12 protein-coding genes are annotated in these 14,071 nt (G+C 61.5%); 9 read left to right on the forward strand and 3 right to left on the reverse strand.

Annotation, left to right across the window (positions count from 1 at the left end):
• Positions 1-34: 34 nt before the first annotated feature.
• The 3 genes from C1X29_RS09075 to gap form a co-directional block, all read right to left on the reverse strand.
• Positions 35-1,000, reverse strand: coding sequence for a FecR domain-containing protein (locus tag C1X29_RS09075; RefSeq protein ID WP_102717273.1), 966 nt, complete (start codon positions 998-1,000; stop codon positions 35-37).
• A 123-nt stretch (positions 1,001-1,123) separates the two neighbouring features.
• Positions 1,124-1,642 carry an RNA polymerase sigma factor gene (locus C1X29_RS09080; RefSeq protein ID WP_007951175.1) on the reverse strand — a complete coding sequence of 173 codons (519 nt, stop codon included), beginning with the start codon at positions 1,640-1,642 and terminating at the stop codon, positions 1,124-1,126.
• A 119-nt stretch (positions 1,643-1,761) separates the two neighbouring features.
• Complete coding sequence (gene gap / locus C1X29_RS09085) at positions 1,762-2,763, reverse strand: type I glyceraldehyde-3-phosphate dehydrogenase (RefSeq protein ID WP_085689348.1); 1,002 nt, start codon at positions 2,761-2,763, stop codon at positions 1,762-1,764.
• A 220-nt stretch (positions 2,764-2,983) separates the two neighbouring features.
• On the opposite strand from gap, the gene edd reads away from it, so the two are divergent.
• From edd to C1X29_RS09130, 9 genes are all read left to right on the forward strand, one after another.
• Positions 2,984-4,810, forward strand: coding sequence for a phosphogluconate dehydratase (gene edd / locus C1X29_RS09090; RefSeq protein ID WP_085606582.1), 1,827 nt, complete (start codon positions 2,984-2,986; stop codon positions 4,808-4,810).
• Complete coding sequence (locus C1X29_RS09095) at positions 4,807-5,763, forward strand: glucokinase (protein WP_102717274.1); 957 nt, start codon at positions 4,807-4,809, stop codon at positions 5,761-5,763. Before edd ends, C1X29_RS09095 begins: the two co-directional genes overlap by 4 nt.
• A 79-nt stretch (positions 5,764-5,842) precedes the next feature.
• Positions 5,843-6,574 (forward strand): response regulator, encoded by a 732-nt coding sequence (locus tag C1X29_RS09100; RefSeq protein WP_085697149.1) that lies wholly within the window; start codon positions 5,843-5,845, stop codon positions 6,572-6,574.
• Between the two features lie 31 nt (positions 6,575-6,605).
• Complete coding sequence (locus C1X29_RS09105) at positions 6,606-8,033, forward strand: ATP-binding protein (protein WP_162803872.1); 1,428 nt, start codon at positions 6,606-6,608, stop codon at positions 8,031-8,033.
• A gap of 295 nt (positions 8,034-8,328) precedes the next feature.
• Positions 8,329-9,588: an AGE family epimerase/isomerase gene (locus C1X29_RS09110; protein ID WP_102717275.1), complete on the forward strand. Its 1,260-nt coding sequence runs from the start codon at positions 8,329-8,331 to the stop codon at positions 9,586-9,588.
• Between the two features lie 118 nt (positions 9,589-9,706).
• Positions 9,707-11,008, forward strand: a complete 1,302-nt coding sequence (locus C1X29_RS09115) for an ABC transporter substrate-binding protein (RefSeq protein ID WP_007951167.1) — start codon at positions 9,707-9,709, stop codon at positions 11,006-11,008.
• Between the two features lie 110 nt (positions 11,009-11,118).
• Positions 11,119-12,027: a carbohydrate ABC transporter permease gene (locus C1X29_RS09120; RefSeq protein ID WP_007951166.1), complete on the forward strand. Its 909-nt coding sequence runs from the start codon at positions 11,119-11,121 to the stop codon at positions 12,025-12,027.
• Positions 12,020-12,865, forward strand: a complete 846-nt coding sequence (locus C1X29_RS09125; RefSeq protein ID WP_007951164.1) for a carbohydrate ABC transporter permease — start codon at positions 12,020-12,022, stop codon at positions 12,863-12,865. Before C1X29_RS09120 ends, C1X29_RS09125 begins: the two co-directional genes overlap by 8 nt.
• Before the next feature lie 2 nt (positions 12,866-12,867).
• Entirely contained in the window at positions 12,868-14,028 is a 1,161-nt protein-coding gene (locus C1X29_RS09130) for an ABC transporter ATP-binding protein (protein WP_085606573.1), read from the forward strand.
• Positions 14,029-14,071 lie beyond the last annotated feature (43 nt).

Genomic DNA, 14,071 nt, shown 5'->3' on the forward strand with positions numbered 1-14,071 from the left:
CGAGCTTCGACTATCGAGTAAAAATAATTCTCATTTAGTTCAAGATCACCAGCGCCGGGAATTCCCGAAGCTTGGCCGAGGTGATATGAGCGAGCGAACGCACCACGTCCAGCGGCTGGTCGAGACGGTAATTGCCGGTGACGGCGACGTCGGCCAACTGATCGTTGGTGTTGATGATGAAGCCCGGGTAGTAGCGGCGCAGTTCGGCCAGCACCTGGTTAAGCGGGCAGTTTTCGAAGATCAGCCGACCCTGCACCCAGGCCAGATCGGTGGCGGCGTCGACCTTGGCCGGACGGTCGAAACCGTTCGGGCCGATGCGGATGCTTTCCCCGGCGGACAGCCGCACACGGGCATCGTCACGGGTCGCCCGCAGATCGACATCGCCGCGCTGCACCCGCACCTGCGCCACGCCGTCCAGATAACGCACGGCGAACGCGGTGTCGCGCACGCTTGCCTTCACCGGCCCGGCGTCGATTTCCAGCGGCTGGCTGCGGCTGGCCGGGATCTCGAAAAACGCTTCGCCCTGATACAGCCGCGCGACTCGCTGCTGATCGTTGATCGTGCTGGAGAACGCGGAATTGGTGTTGAGCAGGACTTTCGAGCCGTCCTCAAGCTGCAGGCGCTGACGCTCGCCGACTACGGTCAGGTGATCGGCCTGCAGACGCATCGGAAGGTTGCTGAAACTGAACAGCCCGAGCAGCAGCACCGCGGCGGTGGCCAGCGGTTTCCAGTGCGGACGCAGGCGAGTGAGGACGGTGACTTTCTTCGGTTTGGCCGCGAGGTTTTGCGCGCACTGAGCGATCTGCGGGCCGTCCCAGATTGCCTGAGCCTTGGCGAACGCCTCGGCATTCAACGGATCGGCCGCCAGCCAGGCATGGAATTGCCGGGTCTGCTCCTCGTCCGGACTGCCGAGCACGATGAGCCAGTCCAGAGCCTGGTCCATTGCGCTGGCGGCGTCCTGCGCCGATGAAGGCGAAGGGGAGCGGTGGATGTCCGTCACGGTGTTTCCTCGGCAGTGTCTGTGCACGGCTGTTTTTTTAGTGAAGCGTAAAAGTCGGGCAAGGGTAACAAAGCCCGATGATCAGTGCAGTCGATCCTGTCGAATACCGACAAGGCTTGCAGATCAGTCGCCGTTCAGGCGCTCGGCGACACCGATGCAGATGGTCATGATCAGTTTGAGTTCTTTCTGCACCGTGCTGAGGGATACGCTCAGTTCTTCGGCGATTTCCTGATAGCTGTGCCCGTGCAGGCGGCTGAGGATGAAGATTTGCTGTTGGCGGGGGCTGAGTTCACCGAGGCTCACGTTCAGGCGCTCCAGCAATTGTTCGGCGTGGGCGGCGTCTTCGGCGCTGCTGGCGGGGGCGGCGACGCTGTGCACCACGTCCTGCGGCACGTCGTCGACCATGGTCCGCGAATGAATCTTGCGCGCACGCAAATGATCCAGTGCCAGGTTGCGCGCGGTCTGGAAGACAAAGGGTTCAAGGTGATCGATGGCCCGTTCGCTCAGCGCCCGGGTGACGCGCAGGTAAGTTTCCTGCAACAGGTCTTCGGCGGTGCTGTGGTTGTTGACCATCCGTTCCAGCGTCCGCAGCAGCGAGGTGCGCTGGGCGAGGAAGACGTGGTTGAAGTGTGATTGACTCACGGGAAGACCTGATCCATTTCGAGCGAATGATAATGCTTATCATCCGCCCGAGTGGTCAAGTGTTGATTTGTCAAAGGTTGATAAAGCTTTTGCCCGCTCTCGAAGCGATGGCAGCGGTTTTATTCCGCGTTGCACAGCGCCAGGCAGTTATCGAGCATACGGTTGGAGAAGCCCCACTCGTTGTCATACCAGGCCAAGACTTTCAGAAGTTTGCCGCTGGCTTTGGTGTGGTTGGCGTCGAAGATCGACGACAGCGGGTTGTGGTTGAAGTCGCTCGAGACCAGCGGCAGGGTGTTGTAGCCGAGGATCTTCGAATGCTGGCTCGCCGCTTTCATCAGTGCATTGACCTCATCGGCCGAGGCTTCGCGCTTCAGCTGCACGGTCAGGTCCACCAGCGACACATTGATCACCGGCACACGCACGGCCATGCCGGTCAGCTTGCCCGCCAGTTCCGGCAGCACCAGGCCCACGGCTTCGGCGGCGCCGGTCTTGCTCGGGATCATGTTCTGGGTGGCGGAGCGGGCGCGGTACGGGTCGGTGTGGTAGACGTCGGTCAGGTTCTGGTCGTTGGTGTAGGCGTGAATCGTGGTCATCAGACCACTTTCGATGCCCAGTTCGCGGTGCAGCACCTGAGCCACGGGGGCCAGGCAGTTGGTGGTGCACGACGCGTTGGAAATGATCTGGTGCGACTGGCGCAGAATGTCGTGGTTCACACCGTAAACGACGGTGGCATCGGCGCCTTTGGCCGGGGCCGAGATAATCACTTTGCGTGCGCCGGCGGTAATATGCGCGGCGGCTTTGGCCCGGTCGGTGAAAAGACCGGTGCATTCGAATACCACATCAATCTTTTCCGCAGCCCAGGGCAGGTCGGCCGGGTTGCGGATGGCGCTGACCGAAATGCGGTCGCCATTGACGGTCAGGCTCTCGTTGTCATGAGCCACTTCGGCGTCGAATGTGCCATGAACGGTGTCGTACTTGAGCAGATGCGCATTAATCGCGCTGTCGCCCAGATCGTTGATGGCGACGATCTGCAAATCCTGACGATAGCCTTGGGTATACAGTGCGCGCAGGACATTACGGCCGATGCGGCCAAAACCATTGATTGCGATTCGAAGAGTCATTGAACAGCGCCGCCGTCGTTTTGTTGTTGGAATTACAAGATTATTCGCATAAAAATAGAAAACAAGCCTTTTTAGTGGCAATATTTTGTTTTATCTACAACGAGTGACCTGAATCAACTGGTCCGAATGATCAAGAAAACCGTTCGTCATCCCACGCGAACGGGCTTTTGATCAGCATAGACAATCAGGTCGCCACATCCGTTAGCCTGGAGTTCTACACATGCATCCCCGCGTTCTTGAGGTCACCGAACGGCTTATCGCCCGCAGCCGCGCCACGCGTCAGGCTTACCTTGCGCTGATTCGCGGCGCTGCAACTGACGGGCCGATGCGCGGCAAACTGCAATGCGCCAACTTCGCCCATGGCGTGGCCGGGTGTGGCAGCGAAGACAAGCACAGCCTGCGGATGATGAACTCGGCGAACATCGCAATTGTTTCGTCATATAACGACATGCTCTCGGCGCACCAGCCGTACGAAGTCTTCCCGGAACAAATCAAGAACGCCCTGCGCGAAATCGGCTCGGTCGGCCAGTTCGCCGGCGGCACGCCTGCCATGTGCGACGGCGTGACCCAGGGCGAGCCGGGCATGGAGCTGAGCCTGCCGAGCCGCGAAGTGATCGCGATGTCGACGGCGGTGGCGCTGTCCCACAACATGTTCGACGGCGCGCTGATGCTCGGCATCTGCGACAAGATCGTGCCAGGCCTGATGATGGGCTCCCTGCGTTTCGGTCACCTGCCGACGATTTTCGTCCCGGGCGGGCCGATGGTCTCGGGAATTTCCAACAAGGAAAAAGCCGACGTGCGGCAGAAGTACGCCGAAGGCAAGGCGACCCGTGAAGAGCTGCTGGAATCGGAAATGAAGTCCTACCACAGCCCCGGCACCTGCACCTTCTACGGCACTGCCAACACCAACCAGTTGCTGATGGAAGTCATGGGTCTGCACCTGCCGGGCGCGTCGTTCGTCAACCCGAACACGCCGCTGCGTGACGCCCTGACCCGCGAAGCCGCGCATCAGGTCACCCGCCTGACCAAACAGAACGGCAACTTCATGCCGATCGGCGAAATTGTCGACGAGAAGGCGCTGGTCAACTCGATCGTCGCGCTGCACGCCACCGGCGGTTCGACCAACCACACCCTGCACATGCCGGCCATCGCCATGGCGGCGGGCATTCAACTGACCTGGCAGGACATGGCCGACCTCTCCGAAGTCGTGCCGACCCTGAGCCACGTCTATCCGAACGGCAAGGCCGACATCAACCACTTCCAGGCGGCGGGCGGCATGTCGTTCCTGATTCGCGAACTGCTCGAAGCCGGCCTGCTGCACGAAGACGTCAACACCGTGCTCGGCCACGGCCTGAGTCAGTACACCAAGGAACCGTTCCTCGATAACGGCAAGCTGGTGTGGCGCGAAGGCCCGACCGACAGCCTCGACGAAAACATCCTGCGCCCGGTGGCCCGTGCGTTCTCGGCAGAGGGCGGCTTGCGCGTGATGGAAGGCAACCTCGGTCGTGGCGTGATGAAAGTGTCCGCCGTCGCGCTGGAAAACCAGATCGTCGAAGCACCGGCCATGGTGTTCCAGGATCAGCAGGATCTGGCCGACGCCTTCAAGGCCGGTCTGCTGGAGAAGGATTTTGTCGCGGTGATGCGCTTCCAGGGCCCGCGCTCCAACGGCATGCCTGAGCTGCACAAGATGACACCGTTCCTCGGTGTGCTGCAGGATCGCGGCTTCAAGGTTGCACTGGTGACGGACGGGCGCATGTCCGGCGCGTCGGGGAAAATCCCGGCGGCGATTCACGTCAGCCCTGAAGCTTATGTCGGCGGTGCTTTGGCGCGCGTGCAAGAGGGCGATATCATCCGCGTCGATGGCGTCAAAGGCACCTTGGAACTCAAGGTGGACGCCGCCGAATTCGCAGCGCGCGAACCCGCCAAAGGCCTGTTGGGCAACAACATCGGCAGCGGTCGCGAGCTGTTTGGCTTCATGCGTTTGGCCTTCAGCTCGGCGGAGCAGGGCGCCAGCGCCTTCACTTCTGCCCTGGAGACGCTTAATTGAAACTGGCTTTGGTCGGTGACATCGGAGGCACCAACGCGCGGTTCGCGTTGTGGAAAGATCAGCAGCTCGAATCGGTTCAGGTGCTGGCCACGGCCGACCATGCCAGCCCGGAGGAGGCGATCAGCCTCTACCTGAGCGGGCTCGGTCTGGCGCCGGGTGCCATCGGTTCGGTGTGCCTGTCGGTGGCGGGGCCGGTGAGCGGCGATGAATTCAAGTTCACCAACAACCACTGGCGCCTGAGCCGCAAGGCGTTCTGCCAGACCTTGCAGGTCGAGCAGTTGTTGCTGGTCAACGACTTTTCGGCCATGGCATTGGGCATGACCCGTTTACAGCCCGGCGAATTTCGCGTGGTCTGCGAGGGCGAGCCTGAGCCATTGCGCCCGGCAGTGGTGATCGGCCCGGGCACTGGCCTGGGCGTCGGCACCTTGCTTGATTTGGGCGAAGGGCGGTTTGCCGCGTTGCCGGGGGAGGGCGGCCACGTCGATCTGCCGCTGAGCAGTCCGCGTGAAACCCAGCTCTGGCAGCACATCTACAACGAGATCGGCCACGTCAGCGCGGAAACCGCGTTGAGCGGCGGCGGCTTGCCGCGGGTCTACCGGGCGATCTGCGCGGTGGATGGTCATGAACCGAAACTCGATACGCCGGAAGCCATCACTGCGGCAGGTCTTGCAGGCGACCCGATCGCCCTGGAAGTGCTGGAGCAGTTCTGCTGCTGGCTCGGTCGCGTGGCCGGCAACAACGTGCTGACCACTGGCGGCCGTGGCGGGGTGTACATCGTGGGCGGCGTGATTCCGCGTTTCGCCGATTTCTTCCTCGAAAGCGGTTTCGCCCGCAGCTTCGCCGACAAGGGCTGCATGAGCGATTACTTCAAGGGGATTCCGGTGTGGCTGGTGACCGCGCCGTATTCCGGGCTCGTCGGTGCAGGAGTGGCGCTCGAACAATCCGGTAAATGATCATTCCCACGCCGAGCGTGGGAACCCTCGACACATCAGGCATAATCCGCCCAATTCCAACAACAAGGATGCCTTCGAAGTGAGCTCAGTCAACAAGTCGATTTTGTTGGTCGATGACGACCAGGAGATACGCGAGTTGCTGGAAACCTACCTGACCCGCGCGGGTTTTCAGGTACGGGCCACGGCGGATGGCGCCGGTTTTCGTCAGGCGCTGAACGAAGCACCGAGCGATCTGGTGATCCTCGATGTGATGCTGCCCGATGAAGACGGCTTCAGCCTGTGCCGCTGGGTGCGCCAGCATCCGCGTCAGGCCCAGGTGCCGATCATCATGCTTACCGCCAGTTCCGACGAAGCCGACCGGGTCATCGGTCTGGAGCTAGGCGCCGACGACTACCTCGGCAAACCTTTCAGCCCCCGCGAACTGCAAGCCCGGATCAAGGCCCTGCTGCGTCGCGCCCAATTCGGTCAGGAACGCGGCGGCAGTGAAGTGCTGGCGTTCGATGAGTGGCGACTGGACATGGTCAGCCATCGGCTGTTTCACACCGACGGCGAGGAAGTGATTCTGTCCGGCGCCGACTTCGCTCTGCTGAAACTGTTCCTCGATCATCCCCAGGAAATCCTCGACCGCGACACCATCGGCAACGCCACCCGTGGCCGCGACCTGATGCCCCTCGATCGCATCGTCGACATGGCCGTCAGTCGTTTGCGCCAACGCCTGCGCGACACCGAAAAACCGCCGCGCCTGATCCGCACCGTGCGTGGCAGCGGCTACCAGCTGGCAGCCAATGTGGTTGCCGGCAATGGTCACTGAGTTCCTGCGCACCACCGCGCGCAAAGTGCCGATGCCGCGCTCGCTGCTCGGCCGGATGCTGTTGCTGACGTTGCTCGCGGTGTTGTTCGCCCAGACCCTGTCCAGCGTGATCTGGGTTTCCCAATTGCGCGCGACCCAGCTCGAAGGCCTGGTCACCAGCGCCCGCAGCCTCGCCCATTCGATGACCGCCAGCGTCAGTTATTTCCGTTCGTTGCCGGTGGCCTATCGGCCGCTGGTGCTCGACCAATTGCGCAGCATGGGCGGCACGCGTTTTGTGGTGACGCTCAATGACAAACCGTTGGGCATGGAAGTGCTGCCGGTGACGCCGCGCAAGGCCGCGGTACTGAAAGCGGTGGATGAAGTGCTGCGGCAGTCGCTGGGCCAGGACACCGACATTCTGGTGACCTTCGTCAGCCCCGATGACTTACGGATCTTCAACGCCGGGTTGAAACTCGATGAGTTGCCGCGCTCCTGGGCGCATTACGCGTTGACCCTGGAACCGGTGAATCCGCCGGTGCTGGTGACCCAGATTCAGTTGGCGCCGGGTGAATGGCTGTACATCGCCTCGCTGTTGCCCGAGCCCTACACCAGTCTGGAAGAGCAGGGCCTGCCGACTCAGCAGGTGTGGTTCATCGTCTTCACCAGCGGTTTTCTGTTGTTGTTCATCGGCCTGCTGGTGCACTGGCAGAGTCGGCCACTCAAGCGTCTGGCGCGGGCCGCGCGGGATTTGTCGCTGGGCGCCGACGTCGAGCCGGTGGCCGAGGGCGGCGGCAGCGAAGTGGTCGAAGTGGGCCGCGCCTTCAACACCATGCGCGAACGCATCAGCCGTTACCTCACCGAGCGCAGTCAGCTGTTCAGCGCGATTTCCCATGACCTGCGTACACCGATCACCCGCCTGCGGCTGCGGGTCGAACTGCTGGAAGACGAAACGCTGCAAACCAAGTTCGGCCGCGATCTGGACGAGCTGGAGCTGCTGGTCAAAGGCGCGCTGCAATGCGTGAAGGACACCGACATCCACGAAAACATCGAGCCGGTGGATCTGAACCATGTGCTCGACTGTCTGGTGGAACCGTATCTGGCGCCCAACGGCAACGGTCGCGTGACCCAGCAGGGACGGGCGTTGGCGGCTTATCCGGGCAAGCCATTGGCGCTCAAGCGCTGCATCGGCAACCTGATCGACAACGCGTTGAAGTACGGCCAGAACGCGCACTTGCACATCGATGACGACGAAAGCGCATTCGTGCTGCATGTCGATGATGAAGGTCCGGGGGTGCCGGAGCAGCGGTTGGAGCAGGTGTTCGAGCCGCACTTCCGGTTGGCGGGGCAGCAGCAGGGTTACGGTCTCGGTTTGGGGATTGCCCGCAACATTGCCCATAGCCATGGCGGTGAGGTGACGTTGCAGAATCTGCGTGAGGGTGGATTGCGCGTGACCCTGCAATTGCCGCGTTCGGCGGATTAAGTCAAAAGCTTGCCCTCACCCTAACCCTCTCCCGGAGGGAGAGGGGACCGATCGGGGGATGCTTTAAAGATGCATCGACTTGATCCTGCTTTACCGAATCCATAATCGACTCGGTTTTTCAGGTCGATGTATGACGCCAGACACCTCGGTCAGCTCCCTCTCCCTCCGGGAGAGGGCTGGGGTGAGGGTTGCTCTTTTGTCACCGATCGGTGACAAAACCCGCCCCCTTCGTTACAAGCCCCTCCCGGCTCGTTGTTTAGACTGCCCGCAGTCATAACAACAAAAAAGGCCACCCATGGATCACTTCAATCCGGGCTTCAGCAGTTGGCTGAACGCCCCTGCCCACCAGCAATGGCTCGCCGACGAAGGCCTGCGCCTGCTGGCGTTTGCCAAGGCTTCGCGACTGCCCGAAGGCTTCGGCAATCTCGATGAGCGCGGCCAGCTCCAGGCCGGCGCGCAAGCCGAAACCATGAACACCGCACGCATGACCCACAGCTTCGCCATGGCCCACATTCAGGGCCTGCCGGGGTTCGCCGAGCTGATCGATCACGGCATTGCGGCCCTGCGTGGCCCGTTGCGCGATGCGCTGCACGGCGGTTGGTTCGCTGTCGCCGAGCACCGTGACGGCAACACCGGCAAGAACGCTTATCTGCATGCTTTCGTCGCGCTGGCGGCCAGTTCCGCGGTGGTCGCGCAACGCCCCGGTGCGCAGGCATTGCTGGATGACGCCGTCGACATCATCGACACCTATTTCTGGAGCGAAGAAGAGGGCGCCATGCGCGAATTCTTCAATCGCGACTGGCGCGAAGAAGAAGCCTACCGCGGTGCCAACAGCAACATGCACGCCACCGAAGCCTTCCTTGCGCTGGCCGATGTCACCGAAGACCCGCGCTGGCTGGTGCGTGCGCAACGCATCGTCGAGCGGGTGATTCACGGTCACGCTGCCGCCAACGATTACCTGGTGATCGAGCATTTCGACCGCGACTGGCAGCCGCTGCGTGAATACAACCATGACAATCCCGCCGACGGTTTCCGTCCCTACGGCACCACGCCGGGCCACGGTTTCGAGTGGGCGCGGCTGTTGCTGCACCTCGAAGCCGCGCGGGTTCAGGCCGGCATGCTCACGCCCGGCTGGCTGGCCACTGACGCGCAAAAGCTGTTCGAGAACAACTGCCGTCATGGCTGGGACGTCGATGGCGCGCCAGGCATCGTCTACACCCTCGACTGGAACAACAAAGCGGTGGTGCGTCATCGCCTGCACTGGACTCACGCCGAAGCCAGCGCTGCCGCCAGTGCCTTGCTCAAACGCACCGGCGATGCGCAGTACGAAACCTGGTATCGCCTGTTCTGGGAATTTTGCGAAACGCATTTCATCGACCGCTGCGACGGCAGCTGGCACCACGAACTCGATCCGCAGAACCGCCCAAGTGCCGATATCTGGGCGGGCAAACCGGATCTGTACCACGCCTGGCAGGCCGTGCTGATTCCGCGTCTGCCGCTGGCGCCGAGCATGGCCAGTGCTCTGGCACAGCTTTCCCGAAGCGTTCCTGTGTAACCATGTGGTGACATTCGCGCGTCCCTTCGTTACCTGCGAGGGGAAACGCTCTGTTTAAACTCGTGTGCAGCGCAAGCACCAGACTTGCATGCATAACAACAAGAAAGGTACATCTCAGATGAATGCGATTTCTCGCCTCGCTACTGTCATTTCTGTCGCCTCCCTGTTCCCGCTCGCTGTGCTGCCCCTGAGTGTTTCCGCTGCCGAATCCAAAGGTTCGGTGGAAGTCGTGCATTGGTGGACGTCCGGTGGCGAAAAAGCTGCCGTCGATGTGCTCAAGGCACAAGTCGAGAAAGACGGTTTCACCTGGAAAGACGGCGCTGTCGCCGGTGGTGGCGGTGCGACTGCCATGACCGTGCTGAAAAGCCGCGCGGTAGCCGGCAACCCGCCAGGCGTTGCCCAGATCAAAGGCCCGGACATCCAGGAATGGGCGTCGACCGGTCTGCTTGACACTGACGTCCTGAAGGACGTTTCCAAGTCCGAGAAGTGGGACAGCCTGCTCGACAAAAAAGTCTCCGACACCGTGAAGTTCGAAGGTGATTACGTGGCCGTACCGGTGAACATTCACCGGGTGAACTGGCTGTGGATCAACCCGGAAGTCTTCAAGAAAGCCGGTATCGAAAAAGCCCCGACCACCCTCGAAGAATTCTACGCCGCCGGCGACAAGCTGAAAGCGGCGGGCTTCATCCCGCTGGCCCACGGCGGTCAGCCTTGGCAGGACAGCACCGTGTTCGAAGCGGTCGTGCTGTCGGTGATGGGCGTTGATGGTTACAAGAAAGCCCTGGTCGACCTGGACAACGCTGCCCTGACCGGCCCGGAAATGGTCAAGGCCCTGACCGAGCTGAAGAAAGTCGCGACCTACATGGACCAGGACGGCAAAGGCCAGGACTGGAACCTGGAAGCGGCCAAGGTCATCAACGGCAAGGCCGGCATGCAGATCATGGGTGACTGGGCCAAGTCCGAATGGACCGCCGCCAAGAAAGTCGCCGGCAAGGACTACGAGTGCGTAGCCTTCCCGGGCACCGACAAGGCGTTCACCTACAACATCGACTCGCTGGCCGTGTTCAAGCAGAAGGACGCGGGCACCGCGGCCGGTCAGCAGGACATCGCCAAAGTCGTGCTGGGTGAAAACTTCCAGAAAGTCTTCAGCATCAACAAGGGCTCGATCCCGGTGCGTAACGACATGCTCGCCGACATGGGCAAGTACGGTTTCGACTCCTGCGCCCAGACCGCTGCCAAGGACTTCCTGGCAGACGCCAAGAACGGCGGCCTGCAACCGAGCATGGCGCACAACATGGCGACCACGCTGGCAGTTCAGGGCGCGTTCTTTGATGTCGTGACCAACTACATCAACGACCCGAAAGCCGACCCGGCCGACGCTGCCAAAAAACTCGGCACTGCCATCAAGGCTGCCAAGTAAGCGGTAGCGACGAGCTGCGAGCTACAAGCTGCGAGACAAGAGCGCTGCTCTGCTGGTCTTGCAGCTCTCAACTCGTAGCTGCTCTTCTCTTTTTTTTATTGGATCTTCCCATGAGTTCTGTTGCTGTGTTCAGCAAGGCCTCGCCGTTCGACGCATTGCAGCGCTGGCTACCGAAACTGGTGCTGGCGCCGAGCATGTTCATCGTTCTGGTGGGCTTCTATGGCTATATCCTCTGGACGTTTGTCCTGTCGTTCACCACGTCGACCTTCCTGCCGAACTACAAGTGGGCAGGCCTGGCGCAATACGAGCGTCTGTTCGACAACGATCGCTGGTGGGTGGCGAGCAAGAACCTGGCCGTGTTCGGCGGCATGTTCATCGGCATCACCCTCGTAATCGGCGTGACACTGGCGATTTTCCTCGACCAGAAAATCCGTCGCGAAGGCTTTATCCGCACCATTTACCTGTACCCGATGGCGCTCTCGATGATCGTGACCGGTACTGCGTGGAAATGGCTGCTCAACCCGGGCATGGGCCTGGACAAATTGCTGCGGGACTGGGGCTGGGAAGGCTTCCGTCTCGACTGGCTGATCGACCCGGATCGCGTGGTGTATTGCCTGGTGATCGCGGCGGTCTGGCAGGCCTCGGGCTTCATCATGGCGATGTTCCTCGCCGGCCTGCGTGGCGTTGATCAATCGATCATCCGTGCCGCCCAGATCGACGGCGCGAGCATGCCGCGCATCTACTGGAAAGTGGTGCTGCCAAGCCTGCGTCCGGTGTTCTTCAGTGCGGTGATGATCCTGGCGCACATCGCGATCAAGAGCTTCGACCTGGTGGCGGCCATGACGGCCGGCGGCCCGGGTTATTCCTCCGATTTGCCGGCGATGTTCATGTACTCGTTCACGTTCAGCCGTGGACAGATGGGCATGGGCTCGGCCAGTGCAATCCTGATGCTCGGTGCGATCCTCGCGATCATCGTGCCTTACCTGTACTCCGAGCTGAGGACCAAGCGTCATGACTAGTCTCGCCTCCAAACCGGCCATCAGCCTGAGTCGCATCGCGATCTACGCGGTGCTGATCCTTGCGGTCCTGCTGTATCTGGTACCGCTGGTGGTCATGCTGCTGACCAGCTTCAAGACCCCGGAAGACATCTCCACCGGCAACCTGCTGAGCTGGCCGACCGTGGTCAGCGGCATCGGCTGGGTGAAAGCCTGGGCGACCGTTGACGGCTACTTCTGGAACTCGATCAAGATCACCGTTCCGGCCGTGATCATCTCCACCGCCATCGGTGCGTTGAACGGTTATGTGCTGTCGTTCTGGCGCTTCCGCGGTTCGCAGCTGTTCTTCGGCCTGCTGTTGTTCGGCTGCTTCCTGCCGTTCCAGACCGTGCTGCTGCCGGCGTCGTTCACCCTCGGCAAGATGGGCCTGGCGAGCACCACTACCGGCCTGGTGTTCATCCATGTGGTCTACGGTCTGGCGTTCACCACGCTGTTCTTCCGTAACTACTACGTGAGCATTCCGGATGCGCTGATCAAGGCCGCGCGTCTCGATGGCGCGGGGTTCTTCACGATCTTCCGCCAGATCATCCTGCCGATGTCCACTCCGATCATCATGGTCTGCCTGATCTGGCAGTTCACCCAGATCTGGAACGACTTCCTGTTCGGCGTGGTGTTCTCCAGCGGTGATTCGCAACCGATCACGGTGGCGCTGAACAACCTGGTCAACACCAGCACCGGGGCCAAGGAATACAACGTGGATATGGCGGCGGCGATGATCGCCGGGCTGCCGACCCTGCTGGTCTATGTGGTCGCAGGCAAGTATTTCGTGCGCGGGCTGACGGCCGGCGCAGTCAAGGGGTAATCATGGCTACGCTCGAACTTCGCAATGTAAACAAGACCTACGGTACCGGCCTGCCGGACACCCTGAAGAACATCGAACTGTCGATCAAGGACGGTGAGTTCCTGATCCTCGTCGGGCCCTCGGGCTGCGGCAAGTCGACCCTGATGAACTGCATCGCCGGCCTGGAAACCATCACCGGCGGCGCGATCATGATCGGTGACCAGGATGTCAGCGGCATGAGCCCGAAAGATCGCGACATCGCCATGGTGTTCCAGTCCTACGCGCTGTATCCGACCATGAGCGTGCGCGAGAACATCGAGTTCGGTCTGAAGATCCGCAAGATGAGCCAGTCGGCCATCGACGAAGAAGTCGCCCGCGTGGCCAAGCTGCTGCAGATCGAGCACCTGCTCAATCGCAAGCCGGGTCAGCTCTCCGGCGGCCAGCAACAGCGCGTGGCGATGGGCCGTGCCCTGGCGCGTCGGCCGAAGATCTATCTGTTCGACGAACCGCTGTCCAACCTCGACGCCAAGCTGCGTGTCGAGATGCGCACCGAAATGAAACTGATGCACCAGCGCCTGAAAACCACCACGGTCTACGTGACCCACGACCAGATCGAAGCGATGACCCTGGGCGACAAAGTGGCGGTGATGAAGGACGGGATCATCCAGCAGTTCGGTACGCCGAAAGAGATCTACAACGACCCGGCCAACCTGTTCGTCGCGAGCTTCATCGGTTCGCCGCCGATGAACTTCATCCCGCTGCGTCTGCAACGCAAGGACGGCCGTCTGGTGGCGCTGCTCGACAGCGGCCAGGCCCGTTGCGAATTGCCGATGGCAATGCAGGACGCCGGTCTTGAAGACCGTGAAGTGATCCTCGGCCTGCGCCCGGAGCAGATTGCTCTGGCCTACGGCGAGGGCAATGGCCTGCCGAGCATCAAGGCTGAAGTGCAGGTCACCGAGCCGACCGGTCCGGACACCCTGGTGTTCGTCAACCTCAACGACACCAAGGTCTGCTGCCGTCTGGCGCCGGACGTGGCGCCGCAGGTGGGCGAAACCCTGACCCTGCAATTCGATCCGTCGAAAGTGCTGCTGTTCGACGCCAAGTCCGGTGAGCGTCTGGGGGTTGCAGGCCTGCCGAAAACCGAATCGCACAGCGCCAACGTGGCCCAGTTCAAGGGTCGCTGATCAACTAATGCGGGAGCGGGTTCGCCCGTTCCTGCAGGGAGCA

The organism is Pseudomonas sp. GW456-12-10-14-LB2 (assembly GCF_002884345.1).
GTDB classification, from domain to species: Bacteria; Pseudomonadota; Gammaproteobacteria; order Pseudomonadales; family Pseudomonadaceae; genus Aquipseudomonas; species Aquipseudomonas paraglycinae.

What these genes read in the sequence shown, in the direction of transcription:
- C1X29_RS09110 (WP_102717275.1), top strand. Translation starts at nt 8,329, where the DNA reads ATGGATCACTTCAATCCGGGCTTCAGCAGTTGGCTGAACGCCCCTGCC.
- gap (WP_085689348.1), bottom strand. Translation starts at nt 2,763, where the DNA reads ATGACTCTTCGAATCGCAATCAATGGTTTTGGCCGCATCGGCCGTAAT.
- C1X29_RS09115 (WP_007951167.1), top strand. Translation starts at nt 9,707, where the DNA reads ATGAATGCGATTTCTCGCCTCGCTACTGTCATTTCTGTCGCCTCCCTG.
- edd (WP_085606582.1), top strand. Translation starts at nt 2,984, where the DNA reads ATGCATCCCCGCGTTCTTGAGGTCACCGAACGGCTTATCGCCCGCAGC.
- C1X29_RS09105 (WP_162803872.1), top strand. Translation starts at nt 6,606, where the DNA reads ATGCCGCGCTCGCTGCTCGGCCGGATGCTGTTGCTGACGTTGCTCGCG.
- C1X29_RS09130 (WP_085606573.1), top strand. Translation starts at nt 12,868, where the DNA reads ATGGCTACGCTCGAACTTCGCAATGTAAACAAGACCTACGGTACCGGC.
- C1X29_RS09125 (WP_007951164.1), top strand. Translation starts at nt 12,020, where the DNA reads ATGACTAGTCTCGCCTCCAAACCGGCCATCAGCCTGAGTCGCATCGCG.
- C1X29_RS09120 (WP_007951166.1), top strand. Translation starts at nt 11,119, where the DNA reads ATGAGTTCTGTTGCTGTGTTCAGCAAGGCCTCGCCGTTCGACGCATTG.